Origin of the sequence: Sphingopyxis sp. Geo25, from assembly GCF_949769135.1 — a bacterium.
Classification (GTDB): Bacteria; Pseudomonadota; Alphaproteobacteria; order Sphingomonadales; family Sphingomonadaceae; genus Sphingopyxis.
The window spans coordinates 370,111-396,013 of sequence record NZ_CATKOZ010000002.1 but is presented as its reverse complement, the minus strand read 5'-3'; the positions used below and the strand labels follow the sequence as shown (position 1 = coordinate 396,013).

The window sequence follows — 25,903 nt, the reverse complement described above, 5'->3', positions numbered from 1 at the left end:
CGCGTCGGTGGAAGGAAGCGCAGCGGCGGACGAAAGGAAGAGGCGATATGGGCGCTTCCTCGCGGGGAGGAAGCGCCCACCGCCCCCTTCGGATCAGAATTTGACCTTGCCGGCGACGCGGAAATAGCGGCCGAGAATGCCCGAATAATAGGTGATCGTGCCGCCCGCGGCAGGCGCCGGGAAAGGCGGCGCCTTGTCGAAGACGTTGTCGACGATCACGCGCATCTCGAAATTCTTCGCGACGTCGAACCCGAGCGATGCGTTGAACAGCCACCAGTCGCCGACACCGTTGTATTCATAGGCATCGGGCGCCGCGTCCGCATCCCAGACGCTCTTGCCGAAATATTGCGTCTGCCACAGGAAGTTCACCGGGCCGTGGTCGATGTTGATATTGGCCGTGAACGAATGCTTGGGATCGCCGATCTCGCCCCGACCCGTGTCGATGTCGCCCGAGCCGACCCGCGTTTCGAGCTTGTTCAGGTAGAGATAGTTCAGCGACAGGCCCAAGGTCGTGTCGGGCGCCACTTCGCGGCGATAGGCGATTTCGGCGGTCAGCCCCTCGAATTTCAGCGAGGCGGCGTTGGCATAGCCGGTGCGCACGAACGTCACCTGCCCCGCCGGATCGCGGTCGATTGCGTTGCAGATGGCCGGCGGGAAATTCGCCGAGTCATAGCAAGCCTCGAGCGTCTGCTCGGTATTGAGCGTCACGATCGCCTTCTTCAGCTTGATGTTGACCCAGTCGACCGCGACGGTCAGCCCCGGTACGAAGCGCGGGCGGAAGACCGTGCCCACCGTCCAACTGTTCGCCTTTTCATTCTGTAGGTCGGTATTGCCCGACACCGAGATCGGCGACGTGAAATCGACGATGTTAGACGTGAAATTGTCGGGGTCGGTTATGCCCGCAGCGATACAGTTCGCCCGGCGCTGCGACGGGTTCGGCCCCGAATCGACAAAGCGCGCGTCGCACGGATCGTTCGCGGTATCGAATGCCTGCGAGGTCGGGTTGAAGATTTCGGTGATCGCGGGCGCGCGCACCGAGCGGGTGAAGTTACCGCGGATCGTGAAACCCTCGACCGGCGTCAGACGCCCGCCCGCCGTCCATGTCCAGTCGCCACCGGCAATCGAATGGTCGATGTAGCGCGCAGCGCCATCGAATTCGAACGAGTGGATGAACGTGTTCATGTCAGGCGAAATGATCGGGATCAAAAGCTCGCCGAAGAATTCGTTCGTGTTGAACTTGCCCTTCACGGGGTCGATCGGGATCGAGCGGCCGAACTGAGTGCGCCCGCCGTTGCCGTCATCCTCGCCGAAATAGAAGGTGCCGGGGTCGAACGACGTTTTCTCGCGGCGGTGCTCATACCCCAGCGACAGCACGACATCGCCCCCCGGCAGGCGGAAGAGGGGGCCATTGATGTTCGCGTTGAGCACGAGCTGCGAATTGTTCGCCGTGGGGTCGGCGATCGTCGTGACATAATCGAGCGCTTCCTGGCTGAAGCGGCCGACCCCGAACAGGTTCAGCGGCGCGCAGGTCGAACTGAGTGTCGCGATATTGGCGTTGGTATAGCCCGGACGGCAGATGATGTTGCCGTTCGGCGCGCCGCCGTTGAACACGCCCTGATCGACTGCATCGAGCGCATTCAGGAAGTTCTGCTGCACGATCACCCGTTCGCGGCCACGCGTTTCCGAATGACCGTAGTTCGCCGACACTTCCCAATTATACGTCCGGTCGCCGGCCCCGAATTCGCCCTGGAAGCCGGTGACGAAGCGATAGACCTCGACCGTCGTCGATGCGCGGCCGCTCGCGAGGTCGGTGTTGGCGCGGGTTAGCAGGAACTGCGTGTCGCCGGGGGCAAGATTCGCCGCGATGATCGCGCGGTCGGCAGGGTCGAGATACGGGTTGTCGAGGTTGAAGATCAAATTGCCGTCGGGATCGCCGGCGTTGCCGAACAGCGCGGTGTTATACACCGGCTGGTCGCGCAGGTTCGTTCCCTTGCTGTGCGCGTACCAGCCTTCGCCGAACCAGCGGATATTGTCGTTGATCTCGAAATTGGCGAGGACGTTGCCCAGGTAGCGCTCCGTGTTCGTCGCCAGGTTGCCGAAGTCGGCCAGCGGGAAACCGTTGCCCCCTACGCTTTCGATCAGGCTTCCCGTCCGCGTCCCGAAATCGAGCGGGACGAGGCGGCCCGACTCGTTGAAGGTCAGCACATTGCCCTGCTGGTCGAAGATGCCCGCGAATTCAGGAATGCTGTCGCCCGCCAGCGGCACGCCGCTGCTGGTGAAGATATTATAGCGCTGGCCATAATAGAGCTGCTGCTGGAACGGCGCGCTCGGATCGGCGGCGGTCGTAAAGAACGGCCCGCGCGCGCTCGTCAGGAAGCGGCTCTCGGTCGTGAGGCCGGTCGCGCGATTCCATTCGCCGCTGACGGTGATGTTGCCGCGGCCGTCGGCGAAGTTCATGCCCCACAGGCCGTTGATGCGATATTCGGGCGCGTCGCCGCGCTCTGAAATCCCCGTCTGCGCCTTGAGTTCGAGCCCGTCGAAATCCTTCTTCAGGATGATGTTGACGGTGCCCGCGATGGCGTCGGAGCCATAGATCGGCGCGCCGCCGACCGCGACGGTTTCGATCCGCTCGACCAGCGTTTCGGGAATCACGTTGAGGTCGACCTGGCTGCCCGCCGCGACGGGACCGAAGATCGACGACGTGTTCGACGACACGAAGCGCCGCCCGTTGACCAGGGTCAGCGTGCGCTGACTGCCCAGCGAGAAGAAGTCGGCAAAGGTCTGGCCTGCGCCGAAGGAGCCCGCCTGCGCACCGACATTGCTGTTTCCCGGAACGCCGAAGGCCGGCAGCTCGGACAGCGCCTGCCCGATGTTGGTATAGCCGCGCTTGTCGATCTGTTCGGCGGTGGTGACCAGCGCGGGCTGGATCGTGTCGAAACCGGCGCGCGGAATGCGTGAGCCGGTGACGATGATCTCGTCGCCGGACCCTTCGTCCGCCGGCGCCGCGGTGTCACTGCTCTGGGTGTCGGTTGCCGTGTCCTGGGCGTAGGCCGGAACGGTAGAAGCAAAAAAAGCGAGGGCCGAAATGCTCGTGTAAAAGCCAGCCCGCATGTCGCGCGAGGTGATCATCCCCGGAACTCCTTCCTGATCGTCATGCCCCCCGGCTAGCCCCAGATCAGGATCAAACGGCTAACAAGTCAACGCGATAACGCGAAAGGGCCACCCCGCGCCCCGATTTTTGGGGAGCGATGTGGCCCAAACGCAACAAATTGTGAACGTCCGGTAAGGACTATGAACGCTCAGTAACGATAATGGTCGGGCTTGAACGGGCCTTCGACCGGCACGCCGATATAGTCGGCCTGCTTCTGCGTCAGCTTCGACAGATGGACGCCCAGCTTTTCGAGGTGCAGCGCCGCGACCTTTTCGTCGAGATGCTTCGGCAGGACATAGACGTCGTTCTTGTACTGCTCGCTGCGGGTCCAGAGTTCGATCTGCGCGAGCGTCTGGTTGGTGAAGCTCGCCGACATCACGAAGCTCGGGTGCCCCGTCGCATTGCCGAGGTTCACGAGGCGGCCCTTCGACAGGATGATGATCTGCTTGCCGTCGGGGAATTCGACCAGGTCGACCTGCGGCTTCACTTCGGTCCACTTGTAGTTGGCGAGCGCCGCGATCTGGATCTCGCTGTCGAAGTGGCCGATGTTGCAGACGATCGCCATATTCTTCATCGCCGCCATATGCTCGGCGGTGATCACGTCGGCGTTGCCCGTCGCGGTGACGAAGATGTCCGAACGCTTCACGGCTTCGTCCATCGACACGACCTCGAAACCCTCCATCGCCGCCTGCAGCGCGCAGATCGGGTCGATTTCGGTGACGAGCACGCGCGCGCCGCCGTTGCGGAGCGACTGGGCGCTGCCCTTGCCGACGTCGCCGAAGCCGGCCACGGTGGCGACCTTGCCCGCCAGCATCACGTCGGTGCCGCGGCGGATCGCGTCGACGAGCGACTCTTTACAGCCATAGAGGTTGTCGAACTTCGACTTGGTGACGCTGTCGTTGACGTTGATCGCGGGGAAGGGCAGTTCGCCCTTCTTGGCGATGTGGTACAGACGGTGGACGCCGGTCGTCGTTTCTTCCGACACACCCTTGATCGCCTTGACCGTCTTGGTCAGGTAGCCGGGGTTGGCGGCAACGAACGCCTTGAGCGCGCGCTGCATTTCGATCTCTTCCTCATTCTCGGGCGCCGGCATCGTCTCGCCGGCTTCGAGCTTCGCGCCCCACAGCGCGAACATCGTGGCGTCGCCGCCGTCGTCGAGGATCAGGTTCGCGGTCGTGCCGTCTTCGACGCCCCAGTCGAAGATGCGGCCGACATAGTCCCAGTAATCAGCAAGGCTCTCGCCCTTGATCGCGAACACCGGCACGCCCGATGCGGCGATCGCGGCGGCGGCATGGTCCTGCGTCGAGAAGATGTTGCACGTCGCCCAGCGGACTTCGGCGCCGAGCGCGGTCAGCGTCTCGATCAGCACCGCGGTCTGGATCGTCATATGCAGCGATCCGGTGATGCGCGCGCCCTTGAGGGGCTGCGCCGCGCCATATTCGGCGCGCAGCGCCATCAGGCCGGGCATTTCGGTTTCGGCAATGTTGATTTCCTTGCGCCCGAAGTCGGCAAGGCTGATGTCGGCAACGACATAGTCGCGGGTGTCGGCGGCGAGAGTGGCCACGGGGTTTTCTCCAGTCTGGCGAGTACGACCGCAGGCGAGCGGTCACGAAATTTTCGTGCGCGCCCTAGCCGAAAGCGAGCCCTCGATCAAATATAAACTTTTCTTTATATCCGCAAGATCGGCGGAGCGGGAGCGAACTTGCGCGCTGCGGTACCCGCGCGCGTTGCGCACGACTCGGCGCCCCGAAATGCGAGACGGCCGAAAATAAATTTTTCGCGCGCAGAAATGTGACAGCCGGGGGACCCACCGTGTGACAGCGGGCCCCGGACGCCAAGATGCTGAAAATCTTGACTTACAATGCGCCTTAGCGTTTAGCTTAATTCCTCTTTGTGACAGCACTGTTACATAGAGCCCGAAATATTGACTTTTCCCGGCGCGAGCGAGAAAATCGGCTAAAGTTTTCGGGGAGATACAGACAATGAAAAAATTTCTGCTGCCGCTCGTCGCGCTCGCTTTCGCGACCCCTGCCGCGGCACAATCGATCGTCGTTACCGGTTCGGACGAAGAGGGTCTCGCTCCGCTTTCGGTCGCTTATGAAGAGCTGAAGGCCGGCCAGAATGCGCTCGCGGTCGACAAGCTGACGCACAGCGACATCGACCCGCAGGATCCCTCGCGGCTGATCAATCTCGGCACCGCCTATGCTCGGCTCGGCAAGACCGCCGATGCGCAGACCGCCTACAAGGCCGCGATCACCAGCGATATCCGCTACGACGTCGAGCTTGCGAATGGCACCTATATGGATTCGCGCTGGGCGGCGCGCACCGCGCTGTCGCACCTGAATCAGGGCAAGCCGCTCCTCGCCCTCGCACGCTGAGGATTACGCTTCGCCGCCTTCGGTGGTGAGCAGGCGGGCGTCCACTCCCGCTTCGGCAAACGCCGCCTGCCAGCGCTTGGTGGGCGGCGTTTCGAATATCAGCGCGTCGCTGCCCGGGGTCACATGCCAGCCGTGGCGCACCATTTCGCCCTCGAGCTGTCCCGGCGACCAGCCCGCATAGCCCAAGGCGACCATCCATTGTTTCGGCCCGCGACCCTGGCCGATCGCACGCAATATGTCGTGCGAGCTCGACACCATCCAGCGGCCCGCGACCTGCACCGCCCCCTCGCCGCCCCAGTCGCGGCTGTGGATCACGAACCCGCGCGATGTTTCGACCGGCCCGCCGAGATAGACGGGCTGATCGAGCGGATCGTCATGGTCGATTTCAAGCTGGTCGAGTACCGCGCCGACGGTCATCCCGTCGATCGGGTCGGCGATACCGATCCCCATCGCGCCTTCCGCATCATGGCTGATCATCGCAATCACCGCATGTTCGAAGCGGGGGTCGCCGATCCCGGGCAGCGCGAGCAGCAACTGGCCGGTGAAGAAGGTCGGGGCATTCTCCATGGCGATATCATGCCCCGCCATCGCGGCGGGGTCCAGCGCCTTTCCATGAATTGTCCGAGCCGGACGCGCTTGACTCCGGGCGACGCCAAGCCAATGTCGCGTCCGACACGATCCCTCCAACGAAAGGATGCCCCCGATGACAATCCAGACCGGCGACAAGCTGCCCGACGCGACCTTCGTCAAGGTCACAGAGAACGGTCCCGAACAGGTGACGACCGCCGACTATTTCAAGGGCCGCAAGGTCGCGCTCTTCTCGGTCCCCGGCGCCTTTACCCCGACCTGCTCGGCGAAGCATCTGCCGGGCTTCGTCGACAAGGCCGACGAACTGAAGGCCAAGGGCGTCGACGAAATCGTCTGCACCGCGGTCAACGACGCCTTCGTGATGGGGGCGTGGGGCAAGAGCGCCAGCGCGGGCGACAGCGTGACGATGCTCGCCGACGGCAACGGCGCCTTCGCCGAAGCCGTGGGCCTCACCATGGACGGCACCGCCTTCGGCATGGGCAAGCGCGGCCAGCGCTTCTCGATGATCGTCAACGACGGCGTCGTCGAGCAGCTCAACGTCGAAGCGCCCGGCGAATTCAAGGTGTCGAGCGCCGACCATATGCTCGAACAGCTGTAAGGAATTTCGGGGCGGCGCAGCAATCTGGGCCGCCCTCTTCCCTTTCGTCACATTTTCGTGCAACAGCGACGCGATGACATCAGACGCATCGAACAATCAGAACATTGCCGACCCTACCGCTCTCGTCGAGGGCATTATTGCCGAACTTCAGGACAAGTTCCGGACGTCGGTTTCCAATCTCAAATCCGCCATCGCCGCCTATGTGCACGATCGTACGCTGCCCCCGGCCGACGCCGCCGCGACGGGTCTGTTCGACTATCCGGCGATCCGCCTGACCACCACGGGCGAGCAGCGCGAGGGGCAGAGGGGTCATAATCTGTCCTTCGGTCGCTTCGAGCGCGCCGGCACCTTCGAAACCACGGTGACGCGCCCCGATCTGTTCGCCGACTATCTCCGCGACCAGCTGACCCTGCTCGCGCGCCACTACGACATCACGCTCGAGGTGACGCGCACCGGGCAGCAGATTCCCTTCCCCTATGTGCTCGACGCCAGCGACGGGTCGGACATGGGCGGGGTCACCCCGCTCGAACTCGCGCGCCACTTCCCGACCACCGAGCTCGCCGACATCGGCGACGAGCTCGCCGACGGCCTGTTCGGCGCCGACCCCGCAGCGTCGCAACCGCTCGCGCTGTTCGACGCGCTGCGTACCGATTTCAGCCTCGCGCGCCTCCGCCACTACACCGGCACCGCGCCCGAGCATTTCCAGCGCTACATCCTCTTCACCAACTATCACCGCTATGTCGACGAATTCGTCGCCTGGGCGGGCGCGCAGGTTGGCCAGGGCCGCTACACCGCGCTCGCCGGCGCTGCGGGACTCTACGTCGACCAGCCGGGCGTCAACGCGAGCGCGCTCGTCGCCGACAGCGCGTGGCGGCGGCACCAGATGCCCGCCTATCACCTCATCGCGCCCGATGGCGGCGGCATCACGCTCGTCAACATCGGCGTCGGGCCGTCGAACGCCAAGACGATCTGCGACCACCTCGCGGTGCTGCGCCCCGAAGCGTGGCTGATGATCGGCCACTGCGGCGGCCTCCGCCCCAGCCAGCGCATCGGCGACTATGTGCTCGCGCACGCCTATCTTCGCGACGACCATATCCTCGACGCCGTGCTGCCGGTCGAAATTCCGATCCCGCCGATCGCCGAAGTGCAGGTTGCGCTCGCCAGCGCCGCCGAAGCGGTCTCGGGCGCCACGGGCGCCGACCTCAAGAAGCGGATGCGCACCGGCACCGTCGTCACCACCGACGACCGCAACTGGGAGCTGCGCTACACCGACAGCGCGCTCCGCTTCTCGCAGTCGCGCGCGATCGGCATCGATATGGAAAGCGCCACGATCGCCGCGCAGGGCTATCGCTTCCGCGTACCCTACGGCACGCTGCTCTGCGTCAGCGACAAGCCGCTCCACGGCGAGCTCAAGCTGCCGGGGCAAGCGAACCGCTTCTACGAGGAAGCGATCGCCGCGCACCTCCAGATCGGAATCCGCGCGTGCGAGACGATGCGCGACGAGGGCGCCAAGCTCCACAGCCGCAAGCTGCGCGCGTTCAACGAGCCGCCGTTCCGTTGACGCTGTCGCGGTCCATCGCGGGGCGCGTCGCCATCGTTACCGGCGCGGCGAGCGGCATGGGTCGCGCCACCGCGCTGCTCCTCGCCAGCGAAGGCGCGAAGGTCGCAGTCACCGACCTCGACCTCGCTGCCTGCGAAGCCGTCGCCGCCGAAGCCGGCCCGAATGCCAAGGCCTTCGGGCTCGACGTCGCCGACGGCGCAGCGATCAAGCAAGTCGTCGCCGACATCGCGGCGCATTTCGGCGGCATCGACATCCTCATCAACAACGCCGGCGTCTCGAGCTTCGCGCCGCTCGACGCCGGGGATGAATATGAGGCGATCTGGCACCGCGCGCTCGCGGTGATGCTGACCGCGCACCAGCGCATGGTCCGCGCCGCGCTGCCCTTCCTGCGCAAAAGCGACGCCGCGCGCATCGTCAACATCGCGTCGACCGAGGGACTCGGCGCGACGCCCGGCGACACGCCCTATGTCGCCGCCAAGACTGGCGTCACCGGGCTGACGCGGGGCCTCGCGGTCGATCTCGGCAAGGAGGGTATCACCGTCAACTGCATCTGCCCCGGCCCGATCCGCACCGGCATGACCGACAAGGTGCCCGAGGAGGACAAGGCGCTCTTCGCACGGCGCCGCACCGCACTCCGCCGCTACGGCGAACCCGAAGAGGTCGCGCATGTGACGCTCAGCCTCGTGCTCCCCGCGGCGAGCTATATCACCGGCGCGGTGATCCCGGTCGACGGCGGACTGATGGCGCGGAACGCATAGTCCGCATTGGGGTGGGAAAGCCTCACGTCTTCTCTGGTCATCGCAGCCCGGATTTCCAAAGTTCAGGAAAGTTCAGCCTTGTGCGTCGCCCGTTCTGGACCGGGAGGACTGCCGAACGCATCTCCTAGCCGCACCCGCAAGCTCGACCGCCTTATCTACCAGATGAAAGAGCCGGAAGAAGGCTGACACAGGCGGATAATGTAGGAAAGGCCCTATTTGACTGCGGCGTCTGCTTTGGGGTGGGAAGCGGACATCCTTTTGTGATCCCCGGCGAAAGCCGGGGCCCTGGAATTCACACACCGGCCTGGTGTTTTGCCGCTCTGGGCCCCGGCTTTCGCCGGGGTGCACAATGGCGACTTCCGGCCGTATGCTGTCATTCGTCATCCCGGACTTGATCCGGGATCCACCGCAGCGCTGAAGTCATGGACCCCGGATCAAGTCCGGGGTGACGATGATTGTTAGGGCAGCTTTCGTCGTTCGAGACGTTGGGAGGGCGGCTTTTGATCGCCGCCCTCGCGTCCAGTCAAACCGCTTCGTTCACGCGGTAGCGCGCCGCAACATCGCGCTTCGACAGGTTGGGGCCCATCGCCAGCCGCGCGGCGTAATAATCCTTCCACTGGCCTTCGTCGGCGAGCGGCGGGATCGTCACTTCCTCGCCGCGGTCGAGGCCGAGCAGCGCCGCGTCGACGAGGTCGCTCGCGCTCATCACCATCTCGGCGGGGAAGGCATCGACGTCCTTGCCCGACCGTTCCCAGATTTCGGTGCGCGTCGCACCGGGTAGAACCGCCTGGACATGGAATCCCTTGTCGCGGCCGTTCGCGGCGAGCGCGTGGCTGAGGTTGAGCAGGAACGCTTTCGAGCCGCTGTACACGCCCTCGAACGTCTCGGGCGCGAGCGCGAGGACCGAGGCGATGTTGACGATAGCGCCCTTGCCGCGCGCGCCGAACGCCCTGCCCGCCGCGATCGCGAGCCGCGCCGCAGCAGTAATGTTGAGCGCGATGATCGTCTCGATCTCGGCCGCGCTATTCTCCAGCGTGCCACCGTTGAGCGACATGCCGGCGTTGTTGACGAACAAAGTGATCGCCGCGTCGTCGAGCAGACGCTGCTCGATCCGCGCCACATCGTCGCCCTTGGTCAGATCGGCGGCGATCACATCGACCGCCACGCCATGCTCTGCGCGCAGCTTCGCGGCCAGCTCTTCCATCTGCGCGCCGTTGCGGGCGACGAGAATCAGGTCGTGACCGCGTTTGGCAAGGCGGTCGGCATAAACGGCGCCAAGGCCGGTCGAGGCGCCCGTGATCAGGGCCGTTCCAGTGGGAATCGTCATCGTCATTCTCCTTTGCAGGCGGCCCGCAGCGGGTCACTTGCAAAATGATAGTGACTGCCCCATATGACTTCAATGGCTATCGACGAAAATAATTCGGGCACCTGCCCCGTCGACCGCGGGCTGATGCGCGTCGGCGATCGCTGGAGCATATTGATCCTGCGCGATATCGAGCGCGGGCTGACCCGCTACGACCAGATGCGTACCAGCCTCGGCATTGCGCCGAATATCCTGTCACGGCGACTGGCGGCGCTGACCGACGCGGGGCTGATCGAGAAAAGGCGCTACAGCCAGCGCCCGCCGCGCGACGAATATCTGCTGACCGAAGCGGGGCGGGATTTTTTGCCGATCCTCGCCGCGATCGGCGCGTGGGGACGCAAATATAATGGCAAGGGCGCGCTGACGCGCCAGATCGATGTCGAAACCGGCGAACCGGTACGGCCGGTGGTGATCGATGCCAACACCGGCGCCCCGCTCGGCACGCGCCCGCTGCGCTTCGAATATCCGGACTGAAAAGCGGCGGTGTTTTCTCTCGTCATGCCGGACTTGATCCGCGATCCATTGGCGGCCTTGAAGTCATGGTCCCCGGATCAAGTCCGGGGTGACGAAAGGGCGCGGCTCGCTCGACCTTTCCGATCGCCCCGCTATCGATACATCCCCTCGCGCAAATTGATGCCGTGCTCGATCCATACCTTGAGCGCGCAGAGCATCTGCGACCAGCCCTGGCAATTGCCGTAGGACGCGCCGAGCGCGCCCTGGTTCTCACGCCAGCCTTCCTCGGCGATCTCGACCAGCGTGCGGCCGTCGTCGAGGCTCTTGAAGCTCATCGTTACGCGCGTGCGGTAATCGGCGTCCTTCGGCTCGCTGCCTTCGACATTGTGCGCCTCGCCTTCGCTCGCCTGCCATTCGAGGACGATCTTCTCATCCGGCACCACCTCGATCACATAGACGGGAAAGGCGCCGGGAAAGTCGTGGAAGTCCCACGTCACCGTTGCGCCGGTCTCGAGCCGCCCCTTGGCGCCGCCGGTGGTGAAATAATGCGACAGTTGCGCCGGATCGGCGACCGCCTCGAACACCTCGTGCACTGGCTTCGCAATCCGCGCCGCGACCCTGAACTTCAGCTCCATACCCACTCTCCGCTTGAGTCGAAGCCTTTTATGTTATATTTATATAACATGTCAATTCACGACCAGTTCGATGCGACCTTCAAGGCGCTCGCCTCGCCGATCCGGCGACAGATTCTCGATGATCTCAAGGACCAGCCGCTGACGACCGGCGCGCTGTGCGGCCATTTCGCCGACATCGACCGCTGCACGGTGATGCAGCATCTGAAGGTGCTGGAGGACGCGGGGCTGGTGATCGCCGAGCGGCGCGGCCGCGAGCGATGGAATCATCTGAACGCGATGCCGATCCAGGACATCCACGATCGCTGGATCGGCCCGCACGCCGCCGCTGCGAGCGCGCGGCTGGCGCGGTTCAAGCAATCGGTCGAGGCGCAATAAAAAGGCTGGGGCGGCGTCGCCAACCCCGGCCTCTCCATTTCGATCGAACCCGGCTTACCAGCCCGACGGCTTGCCCTTGTTCTGCTCGTCGAGCCACTTCTTGAGCGGTGCGAAATAGGCGGCCATCGCTTTGCCCGACATTTCGCGGCTGCCGGTGAAGGCCTGCAGCGCGTCGGGCCACGGCTTCGACGCGCCCATTTCGAGCATCGCATTCAGCTTCGCGCCGACTTCCTTGTTGCCGTAGAAGGAGCAGCGGTGGAGCGGCCCCTTCCAGCCCGCCTGCTTGCACGCCGCCTGATAGAATTGGAACTGCAGCACGCGCGCCAGGAAATAGCGCGTGTAGGGCGTGTTACCGGGGATGTGGTACTTCGCGCCCGCATCGAATGCGTTCGCCGGCCGCTCACCCGGCGGGACGATGCCTTGGTACTGCTTGCGCAGGTCGGTCCACGCCTTGTTGTAGTCGGCGGGTTTGATCGAGCCGTCGAATACGCCCCAGCGCCAGCGGTCGACGAGCAGGCCGAAGGGCAGGAAAGCGACCTTGTCCATCGCCTGCCGCAGCAGCAAGCCGATGTCCTTGTCGGCGCTCGGCACCTTCGATTTGTCGAGCAGGCCGATGTCGACCAGATATTGCGGCGTGATCGACAGCGCGACGAAATCGCCGATCGCCTCATGGAAGCCATCGTTCGCGCCATTGAGATAGAGGAACGGCTGCTTGTTATACGCGCGCTGGTAGTAGTTGTGACCGAGCTCGTGGTGGATCGTGATGAAGTCGTCGGCGTTCACCTTGATGCACATCTTGATGCGCAGATCGTCCTTGTTATCGACGTCCCACGCCGAGGCGTGGCAGACGACCTCGCGGTCGGCGGGCTTCAGGAACTGGCTGCGCTTCCAGAAGGTGTCGGGCAGTGGCGCCATCCCCAGCGACGAATAGAAATTCTCGCCCGCCTTGACCATGTCGAGCGGCCCCTTACCCTTTTCGGTCAGCAGGTCGCCGATGTCATAGCCAAGGTCGCCGGTGCCGGGAGGCGCGACGAGCGGGTAGATATTGCCCCATTCCTGCGCCCACATATTGCCGAGCAGGTCGGCGCGGATCGGGCCGGTTTTCGGTTGCACCGCGTCGCCATATTTCTCGTTGAGCTTCCAGCGGACATAAGTGTGCAGCGCCACGTACAGCGGCTTCATGTCCTGCCAGATCTTTTCGGTCAGCTTGGCGAATTCTTCGGGCGGCATGTCGTAACCCGATCGCCACATCGCGCCGGTGTCGGCGAAGCCCAGCTCCTTCGCGCCCGCGTTCGCGATGCCGACCATCTTGACATAGTCGTCCTTCATCGGCGCACCGACCTGATCGTGCCAGCTCGTCCACATTTCGGCGAACTGGGCGGGCGTGTTCTTGAGATTGCCCATCTCGGCTTCAATGTCAGAGCCCGAGATTTCCTTGCCATTCAGCGTACCGCGGCCCTTGCCATATTGCGACTGCAGGTCGGTCGCGATCGTGTTGAGTTCGGTCGCCGCGCCCGGCGTCGTCGGTGCGGGCAGGACGATGCCGGTACGCAGGATATCGAGCTTGCGCTTCGTGTCGGCGCTGAGCCCCGCCACGCCGGCATATTTGGCGGCTTCTAGGGCATATTTGACCGACTTTTCGGTGCCGACCGCGTTGATCCGCGCCGCCATCGCGTCGGTATCCTCGGTGATATAGGTCGCGTTGACCCAGTTCACCTGGCTGCTCTCGACGGTATAGTCGAACAGGTCCTTTTCGACCGCGGCGACGAAGGCATCTGCATCCGCAGCCGTGGGGGCGGCAGGGGCGGCTTGTGCAAAGGCGGGGGTTGCCGCCGCGAGCGACAGGGCAAGCGACAGCGTTGAAATCATGGCTTTCATGGGGGCGTCCTCTGGATATTCTGATGCGCTCTCGGGCGCGATGGCGGCAATCTGGACCGGCCCGCGGGCAGGGTCAAGCCATCAGGAAGGCAACCATCGCCGCGCCCATCTCGGGCTGCGTGACGCTCGACATATGCGTGCCGGGGATGATGCTGAGCGTCGCGTCGGGCAGCACCGCCGCCAGTTCCTCGGCCGACCCATTGTCCTGATCCTGCTCGCCGCAAACGAGCAAGGTCGGCATCGTCAGCGCCGCGAGCATGTCGGGCGTGGTATCGGTGAAGCTGTCCAGCAGCAGGCGCGCCGCAACGCGGTCGATCTTCATCGTCTTCATGAACTGGATCGACAACCAGGTGTCGTCGCCGCGCTTCGCGGTTTCATAGTCGGCGATGACGCGCTGGAAGAATTGCCCGCGCTGTGACCAGCCGGCAAGCCCCGCAAGTCCCATCCCGCCGAGGATCAGCTTGCGCGGTTTGATCCCGGCAACCACGGCACGGGTACTCGTGCGTGCGCCCAACGAAAAGCCGCCGAGGTCGAAATCGGAGACGCCAAGATGCCCGATCAGATCTTCCAGATCATGCACGAGCACATCGGGCGGATAATGTTCGGGCTCGTGCGGCGCCTCGCTCGATCCGTGGACGCGCAGGTCGGGCATCACGACGCGAAACCCCGCCGCGGCGATCCGCGCGGCGGTGCCGAACTTGATCCAGTTGACCTCGGCGTTCGAAAACAGGCCATGGAGCAGCACCAGCGGGCGCCCCTCCCCCATCTCGCGCCACGCCAGCCGCACGCCGTCGCGCGCCACGAAAAATCGGGGTTCGATGCTCATGCGCGGCCTATGCCCCGTCGGCGATGGGTTGAGCAAGGCCGATCAGCGCGGCTGCAAGCCCTTCTGCTCCATGCGCCACTTTGCCATCTCGATCCGGTCCTGGCCGAAGAAAGGCTCGCCATCAAACACCAAGGTCGGCACGCCCCAATGGCCCGCGATCTCGAGCGCGACCTGGTTCGCCGCGATCTCGTTGTCGAGCGCCTCGGCATCGGCCTCCGCCTCGGCGTCGAGTTCGGCGAGGCTGAGCCCCGCGCGCCGCGCCGCGCCCGCGAGATGATCGCCAAGGTGCCAGTCCTGCGCCCCGCCCCAGATGAGCTGAGCCACTTCGTGACAGAAGCCCAGGCTCCGGCCGCGCCGCGACGCAGCCTGCCCCAATCGCGTCAGACGATAGATATAGGGCTGCTCGACCGCGATCTCGCGCGTCATCACGTTCTGCACGATCGGGTCGGGACGCGGCGGCCCGAAGGGAATGCCGTGGAATTGCGCAACGCGGATCATGTCGCGCATCGTGTAGCTCAGCCAGTTGGGGTGATTGCGTTCGAAAAAGTCGGGCTGGCGGATCGCAAGCGGATAAACCGGGCGCAGGTTGATCGACAGGTCATGGCTCGCCGCCAGCGCGCGGTAGCGGCCGATGGCGAGATAGCTGTAGGGCGAGCGAAAGGACCAGAAGAGGTCGGCAGTCAGAGTCATGCCCTTATCCTGCCCAAAAAGCGCCCCAGCGCAAGCATTGTAAAGGAATTTAACACCAAATCAGATATTTCCCTCTGACGACACATCAGGATTGAATATAGTAGCAATTGCTATTATATCCGCTGCCATGAGTGAGACGATCGGTTATCTGCTCAACGACAGTGCGCGGCTGTTCCGTCGCGCCTTCGACGCACGCACGCGTGACACCGGCATCACCGCGCTGCAATGGCGCGTGATCACCTATCTGAAGCGCCACGAGGGCATAAGGCAGGGCCCGCTCGCCGAACTGATCGAGGTCGAGCCGATCACCCTCTCGCGGATGGTCGACCGGCTCGCCGAGGCGGGGCTCGTCGAGCGACGGGCCGATCCCACCGACCGCCGCGCGTGGCGCCTTTATCTGACGGCGCGCGCCGGCGACATGCTAGGCGCGATGCGTCCGATCGCCGAAAAACTCACCGAAGAGGCCACCGAAGGATTGAGCGCCGCCGAAATCGACCAGCTCGTCACGCTCGTCGAAAAGGTGCGCGCCAACCTCTCCCGCCGCGAATACCTAAAAGAGACCGCATAATGGACCAGCTCTCCCCTTCCCGCACCAAGGCCGAAGACGCCGCACCGGCGCGCGCACCCAAGGCCGACCCGGTGCCGCCTCCGGCGCAGCCGGCCACTGCCGCCGCAGGCAAGACCGGGCCGAGCTGGCGCGCTCGCCTGCTGATGTTCGGCCTGCCCGCCGTTTTGCTGGCCGCCGGCGGTTGGTATTGGCTGACGAGCGGCGGATCGGTGTCGACCGACAATGCCTATGTCCAGATGGACAAGGTCTCGATCGCCGCCGAAGTCGGCGGCCGGATCACCGAGGTCGCGGTCAAGGACGGCCAGATGGTGCAGAAGGGACAATTGCTCTTCCGCATCGACGGCGAACCCTATGCGCTGAGTGTCGCGCAGGCGAATGCCGCGATCGACGCCGCCAACGTCGATGTCGGCAACCTGTCGGCGAGCCTCGCCACCACGGGAGTCGATATCAAGGCGGCCGAGGAAGGTGTCGCGTTCGCGCAGTCGAACTTCGCGCGCCAGGCGGCGTTGATGGAGAAGGGCTTCACGACCAAGGCCGCCTATGACGCCTCGAAACATGCGGTCGAACAGGCACGCGCCGCGCTGGCGCAAGCCCGCGCCGACGCCGCCGAGGCGCGCTCGAAGCTCGCTACCGGCGCGAACGGGATCAATCCGCAGGTCGAGGCGGCGAAGGTCCAGCGTTCGCAGGCCGAGGTCAATCTCGGCCGCACCGAAGTTCGTGCACCCAGCGCGGGGCGTATCGCGCAGTCCGACCGGCTATTGGTCGGCCAGATGATGGTGCAAGGCCTGCCCGCCGTGACGATCGTCGACACGCTGCACCCTTGGGTCGAGGCGAACTTCAAGGAAACCGACCTTGCGAACATGCGCGTCGGCCAGCGCGCCGAAATCAGCTTCGACGCCTATCCGGGGCTCAAGGTGCGCGGCCATGTCCTGACGATCGGCGCGGGCACGGGCAGCGAATTCTCCGTGCTTCCGGCGCAGAATGCGACCGGCAACTGGGTCAAGGTGACGCAGCGCGTGCCGGTGCGGATCGCCTTCGACGAAAAGCCCTCGCGCGACATGATCGCCGGGCTGTCGGCCGACGTCAAAGTCTTCACCGACAAGTAAGGCCATGGCGAGCCGCGCTTTTCCCCGCCGGTCGCCAGCCACGGCGGTCGACGATGCGATCCCGCTGCATCAGCAGGTCCGCTTTCGCGGCCTGCTGACCGTCGCCGTCATGGGCGCGTCGATCATGCAGATTCTCGACACGACGATCGCCAACGTCGCCATCCCGCACATGCAGTCGGCGCTCGGCGCGACGAGCGAAACGGTGACCTGGGTGCTCACGAGCTATATCCTGGCATCGGCGGTCGCGATGCCGATCACCGGCTGGCTTGCCGATCGCATCGGCCGCCGCGAGTTGTTCCTTGGCGCCATAGCGGGGTTCATCGTCGCGTCGATGGCCTGCGGCGCGGCGCAGTCGCTCGAACAGATGGTCGCCTTCCGCTTCCTGCAGGGGATCAGCGCGGCCTTCATCGGCCCGCTCTCGCAATCGGTGATGCTCGACATCAACCCCCCCGAGAAACAGGCACGCGCGATGTCGATCTGGGGCATGGGGATCATGATCGGACCGATCCTGGGGCCGATCCTGGGCGGCTGGCTGACCGAGTCGGTCAACTGGCGCTGGGTATTCTACGTCAACCTGCCCGTCGGGTTGCTGACGCTTGCGTTGATGTGGGCTTTGCTTCCCGCGACGCGAAGGCGCGACCGCCGCTTCGACCTGTTCGGCTTTTCCATGCTGGCGCTCGGTCTTTCGGCGCTCCAGCTGATGCTCGACCGCGGCGCGCATCTCGACTGGTTCGACAGCCGCGAGATCTGGATCGAGATGGCGGTCGCGATCGCGTGCCTGTGGATGTTCGTCGTCCATCTTTGCACCAGCCGCGACACTCTCTTCAACCGGCAGATGATGGCAGACCGCAACCTCGTCACCGCGATGGGCTTCATGGTCGTGATCGGCATCGTGATGTTCGCCTCGATGGCGCTGCTGCCGCCGATGCTCCAGAATCTGTTCGGTTGGCCGGTGATCGACACCGGCTGGGTGCTCGCAGTCCGCGGCATCGGCATCCTGATGAGCATGTGGGTCGCGGGCCAACTGCTCGGCAAGGTCGACGCGCGCTGGATGGTCGGCACCGGCCTCGCCATCGCGGCGCTGTCGCTCTGGCAGATGAGCCACTGGTCGCTGGAGATGGGGATGCGGCCGGTGATCGTCAGCGGCCTCGTCCAGGGTATCGGCATGGGGCTGGTCTTCATCCCGCTCAACACCATGGCCTTTGCGACGATCCCGCCGCAGTACCGCACCGACGGATCGAGCCTGCTCAATCTGCTGCGCAGCATCGGTGCGTCGGTCGGCATCTCGGTGGTCACGACGCTGCTCGGCGCCAATATCCAGCGCAGCCACGAAGACCTCGTCAGCCATGTCACCAACAGCTCGACGAGCATGCTCGACGCCTCGACCGCCGACCGCTTCGGCATCGTCGGCGACACCGCGATGGCGATGGTCAATGCCGAGATCAACCGGCAGGCGGCGATGGTCGCCTATATCGACGATTTCTGGCTGATGATGTGGGTGACGCTCGCCGCGGTGCCGCTGGTGCTGTTGCTGCGGCCGCCGAAACCGGGTGGACCGAAGGCATCAATGGCCGACATGGGGCATTAGGGTAGTGGCTGCTTTGGGGTGAGGAGCGGTCGCACCAAGCTCGTCATGCTGAACTTGTTTCAGCATCCATGGACTGAGCGTTCGTCCGGCGCGGCGCTTAAGGAAATGGCGGACCATGGATCCTGAAACAAGTTCAGGATGACGGCGCTAGAAATGTCGTGCTTCGGTCGTCAGCGGAAGAAGCAGTTCACGCCCGCGAACAGCGCGTCGACCTTGGCCGCGTCGCCGGGCTCGGCGAACATGCCGCCGACGACCGTGTCACCGGTGCCGATACTGAACTCCTCGCCGAGCGTGCTGTCCTCGATATCGGTGATCGTGACCGATTGCTTCGCCTTGGCGCGCGTCGTCCCGATGCCGATCCCGCTCGCCGTCGAATAATCCTTCGCGCCCTTTTCGTTGCCGAGGAACCAGCCGACGAACTTGCCGTCCTGGAAATTGAGCGTCATCGCGTCGAAGCGCGTGAACGCCATCGGCCCGGCGCCGCATTCATTGTTGTCGCTGCGATCGTCGGCCTTGCCCGCGACGTTCGCGAGCGCCTTTTCGGCCTGCTCGCGCGGAACGCCGAAGGCCAGGAGGCTCGCCTTGCCGCTGGCCTTGTCGATGAAGCGCAGCCCTTCGGCGTCGAGCGCGACTGCGGTCGTGGCGGCTGCGGGACCGTCGGCCTTCGCCTCGGGCACCGGCGGCGCCGAGGGCACGGCCGTCTCGTCGGCAGGGGGCTTGTCGGCAGGCTTGCACGCGGCAAGCAGTCCCAGCATCACCAAGCCCGTCCATGCCCGCATCACCGCCTCCTGTTTCGCGTCCCGATCCTTATGCCACCGCCGCGCGCGATTACCAGCGCAGCGACATGCAACTCAGCCCCGCATCGAGGCGCGCGACATGGTCGGTCGCCATGGTGCGATACGGCACCCCCCGCGCGGCGAGCATCGCCTGCGTCGCCGTCCAGCGCTCGCCGATCAGCACCGTGTCGCGAACGCGCAGGATGTTCGCGGCGCCCTCTTCGCCAGGCGGGGTGAGCACGACCTCCAACCCGGCGAATTCGGGGCAGTCGCGCATCGCGGGGACCGTAAGCACGGTCCGCTCGTCGATCAGGCTGCAGCCGGTCTTGAAATGCAGGACGCTTTGGGGGGTTTCTGCAACCTCGGCGCGGTAGCCGAGCTCAGCGAGCAGCCCCGCCAGTTCCTCGGCGCCGGCGCCGTCGGTCCGGTCGGAGAGGCCGATGATCACGCGATCGGCAAGGCGCAGCACGTCGCCGCCGTCGGCATGCCCGGAACCCGCCATCGCGAGCAGCCTCGGATGGCGCTCCGCCAGCGCCCCACGGATATGCGCCACTTCGCCTGCCCGCGTCGGCGCGCCGGTACGGAGCAGGATCGCGCCTTCAGGAAAGGTGAGCGCGACGTCTTCGGTGAACAGCGCGTCGGGAAAGTCGTCGAGCGGCGGGAGGATGTCGACAGCGAGGCCAAGCTCGCGGAGCGCCCTGACATAGGCTTCATGCTCGGCGAGCAGGATCGCGAGATCGGGGTCGGGCCCGCCGCCTGCACGGATGCCATTGACGGCCGAGGGGGCGGGGGTACGGCAGAGCGCATGGGTGAAAGCGAAGGGCGAGGTCATCGCCCTTCCCTACCCGTTCGCATCCCGAAGTCGAGATGCGAACGGGGATGGGATCTGACTCAGCCCTTTTTCAGGTGCCGGCGGCCGAGCAGTTCGGCGATCTGCACCGCATTCAGCGCCGCACCCTTGCGGAGATTGTCGCTGACGCACCAGAGGTTGAGGCCATTGTCGACGGTGCTGTCGTCGCGCACGCGGCTGACGAAGGTCGCATAGTCGCCGACGCACTCGACGGGGGTGATGTACCCGCCATCCTCGCGCTTATCGACGAGCATCACGCCGGGCGCCTCGCGGAGGATGCGCTGCGCGTCCTCGGCCGACAGTTCATTCTCCATCTCGATGTTGATCGCCTCGGAGTGGCCGACGAAGACGGGAACGCGGACGCAGGTCGCGGTGACCTTGATCTTCGGGTCGAGGATCTTCTTGGTTTCGGCGACCATCTTCCACTCTTCCTTGGTCGACCCGTCGTCGAGGAACTTGTCGATATGCGGGATGACGTTGAAGGCGATCTGCTTGGTGAATTTCTGCACGTCCTTTTCGTCGCCGACGAAAATCTGGCGCGTCTGGTTCCACAGCTCGTCCATGCCCGCCTTGCCCGCGCCCGACACCGACTGATAGGTCGCAACGACGACGCGCTTGATCTTCGCGGCATCGTGCAGCGGCTTCAGCGCGACGACCATCTGCGCGGTCGAGCAATTGGGGTTCGCGATGATGTTGCGCTTCACATAGCCGTCGATCGCGTCGGGGTTCACCTCGGGCACGATCAGCGGCACGTCGGGGTCCATGCGATAGAGCGACGAGTTGTCGATCACGACGCAGCCCGCCGCGGCGGCCTTGGGCGCGTGGATCGCGGTCGCGTCGCTGCCGATCGCGAAAATCGCCATGTCCCAGCCCGCCCAATCGAAATTCTCGATATTCTGGCATTTGACGGTCTTGCCGGTATCGCCGATCTCGATCTCGTCGCCCTGGCTGCGCGACGATGCGACCGCGGCCAGTTCGGCAATCGGGAATTCACGCTCGGCCAGGATGGCGAGCACTTCGCGCCCGACATTGCCCGTCGCGCCGGCGACAACGATACGATAACCCATTTACTCACTCCTCAGCGTAGAACTCGGTTGAAAACATTGGGTGGCTTAAACTTTCCAGCGAAAATGGCCGGTCAGCGGATGATCGAACAGCGCATCCTCCTCGCGGGCACCGCCGCCGATATTGTGGATCACGAGCGGGGTGCCGGTAGTATTCTTCCTGTCCGACACGATACCCGTGTGCGGCAGACGTCCGCCGATCATCTGGGTGAAGATGTCGCCCGGACGCCAGTCGTCCGGATCGGACGTGACAGGCACCGCCGCCTTCTGCCGCCGCCAATAGGTCGCCAGATTGGGAACGCGGCGATGGTCGATGTTGCGATCGGGACGGCCAAGGCCCCAATTTTTCGGATAAGCCCCGAAATTGGCGCGCATGTCGGCGTTTACAAGAAGCTGCAGGTCTTGGCCCAGCGCATCGCGGTACGCGCGGATCACGACATCTGTGCACACACCCTTTACCCGCTCGACGTCGCCGTTCGGGAAGGCAAGCACCGTATAGGCGGGATCATAGCGCAGGGTGACACCGATCTGCCTGCGCGCCGCCGCGACGAACCGCTGCGCATCGGTAGCAGCCAGCACCGGCCCGCCGAATCCGAGTACCCCGACGGCAAACGCCGCGCCGATGAACGCGCGCCGTGTCGGTTGAAACAAGGGGGACGGCTGCAGCAAATTCGTTTCGCCCAAATGAAAACGACCGGCTCTGCCTGTTGGCGGAACCGGTCGTTTTTGAAAGCTGTTTCGGCTTTTGGTGAGAGAAGCTCTCCTTAGCCTTCGCCGGCTTCCGACCGGTAATCGCGGCGTTCCGCAATACGCGCCGATTTACCAGTGCGACCACGCAGATAGTAAAGCTTCGCGCGGCGCACGGCGCCCTTGCGGACGACGGTAATGCTGTCGATGTTCGGCGAATAGAGCGGGAAGACGCGCTCGACACCTTCGCCGAACGACATTTTGCGCACGGTGAAGTTGGAGCCCATGCCCTTGTTCGAGCGCGCGATGCACACGCCTTCGAAATTCTGGACGCGGGTGCGTTCGCCTTCGACCACCTTCACGCCGACCTTCAGCGTGTCGCCGGGGCGGAATTCGGGGATCGTCTTGCCAGCCTTGGCAATTTCTTCGGCTTCGATCGTCTGGATGAGGTTCATGTCCTCTAGTCCTTATTCTTTCGCCGCGCGCCAGAGGCAGGTCGGTCCCGAGCATCGACATGACGCTCCCAAAGGTCCGGCCTGCGTAACCGAGTATCCGTCTCCGCCTGATGTTTCCGCCAGGCGTCGATCTTCGCATGATCCCCCGATCGCAGCACTTCGGGGATCGTGCGCCCTTCCCATATCGCAGGTCGGGTATAGTGGGGATATTCGAGCAAACCGTTTTCAAACGATTCGTCATCACCACTTGAAGCCGCGCCCATTACGCCGGGAAGCAGCCGAATGCAAGCGTCGAGCAGCAACAGCGCCCCCATCTCGCCGCCCGACAGGATGATGTCGCCCATCGACACCTGTTCGATGGGCCGCGCGTCGAAGATGCGCTCGTCGAATCCCTCGAACCGCCCGCACAGAATGATCGCACCCGGACCGGCCGAAAGATCACGTACGCGCGCCTGCGTGATCGGGATGCCCCGCGGGGTCATCGCAAGGATCGGGAGACCCGGATGCGCCGCAGCAGCCTGATCGATCGCCGCGGCGAGAACATCGGCCTTCAGCACCATCCCCGCGCCGCCGCCCGCGGGCGTGTCGTCGACGGTGCGATGCTTGTCGGTTGCAAAGTCACGGATCTGCAAGGGTTCGCACGACCAGATGCCGGTCTCGAGCGCGCGGCCCGCCATGCTATGCCCCAGCGGACCGGGAAACATGTCGGGATAGAGGGTCAGGGGAACGGCGGCGAAACTCATGGCAGCGGCTCCCATAGCGGCTCGGGGATCATCTGGCGATCCATCTCCAGCTCCTCGTGCAGCCATTCGCGGAAGCGTTCGATCTTGCGCACCCCCACCCGATTGTCGCGGTGGACGAGATAATTGCCGGTGCCGGGCTCGTAAATGGTCTCGAACGGCCGCACGAGCCGCCCCGTCTCGAGCTCGGTCCGCCAGTAGAGCGGGGTCATCAGCGCGATGCCGAAGCCGCCCTGCACCGCGATCGCTTCCTGCAACTGGCTGTCGAGTTCGATCCCGCGGCGCGGCGGCGGGGGCGTGCCGATGCCCGCCTGTGCCAGCCAGCCCGCCCACCACGGGTCGTTCGGCGCGAGGCGTTCGACGCGCAGCAGGTCGGCGGGCGTCGCGATATGGTTCGCATCAAGAAACACCGGCGAACAGATCGGGGTCACGTGGCTGCGGAACAGAAAGTCGGTGCGCAGCCCCGGCCAGTGACCGTTGCCGGTGCGCAGCGCGACGTCGACATTGGTCGCGTCGAAATCGACGAGGTCGTTCGACATCAGCAACCGGACGGCAAGGTCGGGGTAGCGAAGCTGGAAGCGGCCGATCCGCGCGCTAAGCCAGGTGCCGCCGAGCGTGATCGCGGCGCTGATCGTCAACACCTCCGCATCGTCGCTGCTGATCGCGGCGAAGGCGTCACCCATCGCGGCGAAAGCTCCGCTTATTGTCGGCAGCAGCCGCTGCCCGGTTTCGGAAAGGCGCACCCGTCCCTTCTCCCGCACGAACAGCGCACGGCCGAGCCGCTGCTCCAATTGGCGGATTTGATAGCTTATCGCGGCCTGCGTCATCCCGAGTTCCTCACCGGCGCGCGAGAAATTCTGCAGGCGTGCGGCCGCCTCGAAGGCACGAACGGCGGCAAGGGGCGGAAGTTTCGACATCGGCGATATATAAGCTCTACTTATGATATCCAGCAAAGCTTTTGTTGGCTTTGCCGTCTCGTCAGGCGCATTTGAAGGGGGCCAAGACAGGAGACAGGCCATGATGGAAGAGCATTTCATGCGCGGCTGGGTACACGGCCACGAACGGATGAGCGCCGATCTCGATCGCGCGATCAAATGGCTCGGCGCCAAGTTCCGCGCGTTCGCGGACCTCGTCACCCCGATCCATGCGCCGGGCGAAGATTCCTATTTCGACTGCGCCGTCCCGGCGCGCCGCCTCGCGAAGCGGGCGGTGCCGGCGCGCATCACGAAACGCCGCTGAGCGGCGCAGGCCTGCCGCCCCACCCCCCTTGCAACGGGGCGGCAGGCCGCAAATATCAGGGCGCGTCCCTGACGACACGAAAGCGCAGCGCTTGGACCGTCGCCGGCCGGGTCGGCGCCAGCAGCAACTGTCCGTCGAGCTTGCCCTTCGTGCACTTGAGGCGAAACGCCGTCGACATCGCGCCCGTGGGCGCCAACGGCTCGTCCGCAGGGCATTCGCCGACCTCCGCCTTCAATCGCGCGAATTCGGCCGTCCAATTCTCCGCCGAGCGGTCCATCAGGAAATTCATCGCCAACCTGCCCCGAAGAGGGCTGAGGTTCCCCGCCGCATAAGCCGCCTTCGACAAAGCATAGAGGTCCGCAACCGCCGGCGACACCGCCACGGCGCGAACCTCGAGCAACCCCGCCTTGTGCATCGCGACGGCCGTGTCCCACGCGGGCGCCGACGGCCCTGCATAGGTGCGGTTCGAGAGCGCGAAGACGCCGACGCCATGGTCGGGCATCAGCATCACATGGCTGCCATATCCCGGATAGCCCCCGCCATGCGCGAGGGTGAGGCCGAGGTCGCAGTCCTGCGCGACGCGCCAGCCCATGCCATAGGCCGTCGCCAGCTTGCACGCGGTTCCGCCGCTCGAGCCGTTGCGGTTCGTGACCGACACGAAATTGAGCCCCTGTGCAATCTCGCGCACCGTCGACCGCTTGACCGGCCCGCGATCGGGATCGTCGCGCGCGGGCCATGCCGAGAGCAGGAAGGCGAGCCATTTCGCATAATCCCGCGCGCTGACCTGCAGCCCGCCCATGGCGTTGAACGCACCGTCGGCCATTTCGGGCTCGGCGGTCCAGCGCTCATTCTCCCAGCGATAGCCGAGTGCATAGCGCGCTTTCGGGGCCTGCGGCGCGTCATAACCGCTGCTCGTCATGCCGAGCGGGGTCAGGATCGTCTGCCGGACATAGTCGGTGTACGCCATGCCCGACGCCTTCGACACGATCCGGCCGAGCAAGGCGTAGCCGAAGTTCGAATATTCATGCTGGCTCTGCGGTACGCGGCTGAACGGCACGCCCGCCGCGATCATCTTGGTGAATTCGTCCTGGGGCAGCACCTGCTGGCGGTCGCCCCACGGGTCGTCGGTGACGAAACCGCCGACATGCTGGAGCAGATCGCGGATGCGGATGCGCGGACTGTCCGTCGTCGGGTAGGTCCAGCCCTTCATCTCGGGGATATAGTCCTCGGCGAGATCGTCGAGCCGCAGCTTGCCGTCGTCGCGCAGCTTCAGGATCGACAGCGCCGTGAAGGCCTTGGTCATCGAGGCGATGCGGAACAGGCTGTCGGGGGTGACGGCCCGCTTGTCGTCGATATTCTGGACGCCGACGCCCTTCACATAGGCGAGCTTGCCGTCCTTCACGACGCCGTAGACGAGGCCGGGGACGTGCTGGTCTGCCTGGAATTTGGCGAAGAGTGCATCGATTTCGGGAGCGAGCTGGTCGATGGTCTTGGGCCCGCCTTCCTGCGCCGTGGCGGGAACCGCGCCCGCAAATATGAGAGCAAAAGCGAAGCCTGTTTCCCAGCGCATAGTCCC

Annotated in this window: 26 protein-coding genes; 10 read left to right on the top strand and 16 right to left on the bottom strand. The window is 64.8% G+C overall.

Annotated elements, in window-relative coordinates; genetic code table 11:
• Window positions 1–93: 93 nt before the first annotated feature.
• Both QOL68_RS09130 and ahcY read right to left on the bottom strand, forming a co-directional pair.
• Window positions 94–3,129 (bottom strand): TonB-dependent receptor plug domain-containing protein, encoded by a 3,036-nt coding sequence (locus tag QOL68_RS09130; protein WP_282948734.1) that lies wholly within the window; start codon window positions 3,127–3,129, stop codon window positions 94–96.
• Between the two features lie 170 nt (window positions 3,130–3,299).
• Window positions 3,300–4,715 (bottom strand): adenosylhomocysteinase, encoded by a 1,416-nt coding sequence (gene ahcY / locus QOL68_RS09125; RefSeq protein WP_282948736.1) that lies wholly within the window; start codon window positions 4,713–4,715, stop codon window positions 3,300–3,302.
• Window positions 4,716–5,133: 418 nt separating this feature from the next.
• Here ahcY and QOL68_RS09120 point away from each other — a divergent pair, with 418 nt between their 5' ends.
• A complete protein-coding gene (locus tag QOL68_RS09120; protein WP_058455055.1) occupies window positions 5,134–5,529 on the top strand; it encodes a hypothetical protein in 396 nt (131 codons plus the stop codon).
• 3 nt (window positions 5,530–5,532) lie between these two features.
• Here QOL68_RS09120 and QOL68_RS09115 read toward each other — a convergent pair whose 3' ends face one another.
• On the bottom strand, window positions 5,533–6,117 hold the full coding sequence (locus QOL68_RS09115; protein WP_443028262.1) for a YqgE/AlgH family protein: 585 nt from the start codon (window positions 6,115–6,117) through the stop codon (window positions 5,533–5,535).
• Between the two features lie 115 nt (window positions 6,118–6,232).
• Between QOL68_RS09115 and QOL68_RS09110 the strand changes: the two genes are divergently transcribed.
• The 3 genes from QOL68_RS09110 (at window position 6,233) to QOL68_RS09100 (ending at window position 9,034) form a co-directional block, all read left to right on the top strand.
• The gene (locus tag QOL68_RS09110; RefSeq protein ID WP_282948738.1) at window positions 6,233–6,715 is read left to right on the top strand and encodes a peroxiredoxin; all 483 of its coding nucleotides are present in this window, start codon (window positions 6,233–6,235) and stop codon (window positions 6,713–6,715) included.
• A gap of 73 nt (window positions 6,716–6,788) precedes the next feature.
• The gene (locus tag QOL68_RS09105; protein ID WP_204991824.1) at window positions 6,789–8,276 is read left to right on the top strand and encodes an AMP nucleosidase; all 1,488 of its coding nucleotides are present in this window, start codon (window positions 6,789–6,791) and stop codon (window positions 8,274–8,276) included.
• Window positions 8,273–9,034, top strand: a complete 762-nt coding sequence (locus QOL68_RS09100; protein WP_282948741.1) for an SDR family NAD(P)-dependent oxidoreductase — start codon at window positions 8,273–8,275, stop codon at window positions 9,032–9,034. The genes QOL68_RS09105 and QOL68_RS09100 overlap by 4 nt, the downstream gene beginning before the upstream one ends.
• A gap of 523 nt (window positions 9,035–9,557) precedes the next feature.
• Here QOL68_RS09100 and QOL68_RS09095 read toward each other — a convergent pair.
• A complete protein-coding gene (locus QOL68_RS09095; RefSeq protein ID WP_282948743.1) occupies window positions 9,558–10,361 on the bottom strand; it encodes an SDR family NAD(P)-dependent oxidoreductase in 804 nt (267 codons plus the stop codon).
• A gap of 72 nt (window positions 10,362–10,433) precedes the next feature.
• Between QOL68_RS09095 and QOL68_RS09090 the strand changes: the two genes are divergently transcribed.
• Complete coding sequence (locus QOL68_RS09090; protein WP_156416521.1) at window positions 10,434–10,871, top strand: winged helix-turn-helix transcriptional regulator; 438 nt, start codon at window positions 10,434–10,436, stop codon at window positions 10,869–10,871.
• A gap of 131 nt (window positions 10,872–11,002) precedes the next feature.
• On the opposite strand, the gene QOL68_RS09085 is transcribed toward QOL68_RS09090, so the two are convergent.
• Window positions 11,003–11,485 (bottom strand): SRPBCC family protein, encoded by a 483-nt coding sequence (locus QOL68_RS09085; protein WP_282948745.1) that lies wholly within the window; start codon window positions 11,483–11,485, stop codon window positions 11,003–11,005.
• 48 nt (window positions 11,486–11,533) lie between these two features.
• Between QOL68_RS09085 and QOL68_RS09080 the strand changes: the two genes are divergently transcribed.
• Window positions 11,534–11,860, top strand: coding sequence for an ArsR/SmtB family transcription factor (locus QOL68_RS09080; RefSeq protein ID WP_282948746.1), 327 nt, complete (start codon window positions 11,534–11,536; stop codon window positions 11,858–11,860).
• A gap of 54 nt (window positions 11,861–11,914) precedes the next feature.
• Here the strand turns inward: QOL68_RS09080 and QOL68_RS09075 are convergent, their stop codons facing one another.
• The 3 genes from QOL68_RS09075 to QOL68_RS09065 all read right to left on the bottom strand — a co-directional run bounded on the left by QOL68_RS09075 (window position 11,915) and on the right by QOL68_RS09065 (window position 15,254).
• On the bottom strand, window positions 11,915–13,738 hold the full coding sequence (locus QOL68_RS09075) for a M2 family metallopeptidase (protein ID WP_282948748.1): 1,824 nt from the start codon (window positions 13,736–13,738) through the stop codon (window positions 11,915–11,917).
• Window positions 13,739–13,811: 73 nt separating this feature from the next.
• Entirely contained in the window at window positions 13,812–14,564 is a 753-nt protein-coding gene (locus QOL68_RS09070; protein ID WP_204991830.1) for an alpha/beta fold hydrolase, read from the bottom strand.
• 42 nt (window positions 14,565–14,606) lie between these two features.
• Entirely contained in the window at window positions 14,607–15,254 is a 648-nt protein-coding gene (locus tag QOL68_RS09065) for a 2-hydroxychromene-2-carboxylate isomerase (protein ID WP_282948751.1), read from the bottom strand.
• 127 nt (window positions 15,255–15,381) lie between these two features.
• Between QOL68_RS09065 and QOL68_RS09060 the strand changes: the two genes are divergently transcribed.
• From QOL68_RS09060 to QOL68_RS09050, 3 genes are read left to right on the top strand one after another with little or no spacing between them, the layout of a single operon-like run.
• A complete protein-coding gene (locus QOL68_RS09060) occupies window positions 15,382–15,822 on the top strand; it encodes a MarR family winged helix-turn-helix transcriptional regulator (RefSeq protein ID WP_282948753.1) in 441 nt (146 codons plus the stop codon).
• Entirely contained in the window at window positions 15,822–16,928 is a 1,107-nt protein-coding gene (locus QOL68_RS09055) for an HlyD family secretion protein (protein WP_282948755.1), read from the top strand. Before QOL68_RS09060 ends, QOL68_RS09055 begins: the two co-directional genes overlap by 1 nt.
• Before the next feature lie 4 nt (window positions 16,929–16,932).
• Window positions 16,933–18,516, top strand: coding sequence for a DHA2 family efflux MFS transporter permease subunit (locus QOL68_RS09050; protein ID WP_282948757.1), 1,584 nt, complete (start codon window positions 16,933–16,935; stop codon window positions 18,514–18,516).
• A gap of 170 nt (window positions 18,517–18,686) precedes the next feature.
• Here QOL68_RS09050 and QOL68_RS09045 read toward each other — a convergent pair whose 3' ends face one another.
• The 7 genes from QOL68_RS09045 to QOL68_RS09015 all read right to left on the bottom strand — a co-directional run bounded on the left by QOL68_RS09045 (window position 18,687) and on the right by QOL68_RS09015 (window position 24,005).
• Window positions 18,687–19,295, bottom strand: coding sequence for a hypothetical protein (locus QOL68_RS09045; protein ID WP_282948758.1), 609 nt, complete (start codon window positions 19,293–19,295; stop codon window positions 18,687–18,689).
• Window positions 19,296–19,344: 49 nt separating this feature from the next.
• On the bottom strand, window positions 19,345–20,124 hold the full coding sequence (locus QOL68_RS09040; RefSeq protein WP_282948761.1) for a dimethylarginine dimethylaminohydrolase family protein: 780 nt from the start codon (window positions 20,122–20,124) through the stop codon (window positions 19,345–19,347).
• Between the two features lie 59 nt (window positions 20,125–20,183).
• On the bottom strand, window positions 20,184–21,209 hold the full coding sequence (locus tag QOL68_RS09035; RefSeq protein WP_282948762.1) for an aspartate-semialdehyde dehydrogenase: 1,026 nt from the start codon (window positions 21,207–21,209) through the stop codon (window positions 20,184–20,186).
• A 45-nt stretch (window positions 21,210–21,254) separates the two neighbouring features.
• Complete coding sequence (locus QOL68_RS09030) at window positions 21,255–21,857, bottom strand: DUF1287 domain-containing protein (protein ID WP_282948764.1); 603 nt, start codon at window positions 21,855–21,857, stop codon at window positions 21,255–21,257.
• Between the two features lie 113 nt (window positions 21,858–21,970).
• Window positions 21,971–22,348 carry a 50S ribosomal protein L19 gene (gene rplS / locus QOL68_RS09025; RefSeq protein ID WP_058455038.1) on the bottom strand — a complete coding sequence of 126 codons (378 nt, stop codon included), beginning with the start codon at window positions 22,346–22,348 and terminating at the stop codon, window positions 21,971–21,973.
• Between the two features lie 5 nt (window positions 22,349–22,353).
• Window positions 22,354–23,091 carry a tRNA (guanosine(37)-N1)-methyltransferase TrmD gene (gene trmD / locus QOL68_RS09020; RefSeq protein WP_282948766.1) on the bottom strand — a complete coding sequence of 246 codons (738 nt, stop codon included), beginning with the start codon at window positions 23,089–23,091 and terminating at the stop codon, window positions 22,354–22,356.
• On the bottom strand, window positions 23,088–24,005 hold the full coding sequence (locus QOL68_RS09015) for a LysR substrate-binding domain-containing protein (protein WP_282948768.1): 918 nt from the start codon (window positions 24,003–24,005) through the stop codon (window positions 23,088–23,090). The genes trmD and QOL68_RS09015 overlap by 4 nt, the downstream gene beginning before the upstream one ends.
• A 100-nt stretch (window positions 24,006–24,105) precedes the next feature.
• On the opposite strand from QOL68_RS09015, the gene QOL68_RS09010 reads away from it, so the two are divergent.
• Window positions 24,106–24,327, top strand: a complete 222-nt coding sequence (locus tag QOL68_RS09010; RefSeq protein WP_282948770.1) for a hypothetical protein — start codon at window positions 24,106–24,108, stop codon at window positions 24,325–24,327.
• Between the two features lie 55 nt (window positions 24,328–24,382).
• On the opposite strand, the gene QOL68_RS09005 is transcribed toward QOL68_RS09010, so the two are convergent.
• On the bottom strand, window positions 24,383–25,897 hold the full coding sequence (locus QOL68_RS09005; protein ID WP_282948772.1) for a serine hydrolase domain-containing protein: 1,515 nt from the start codon (window positions 25,895–25,897) through the stop codon (window positions 24,383–24,385).
• Window positions 25,898–25,903 lie beyond the last annotated feature (6 nt).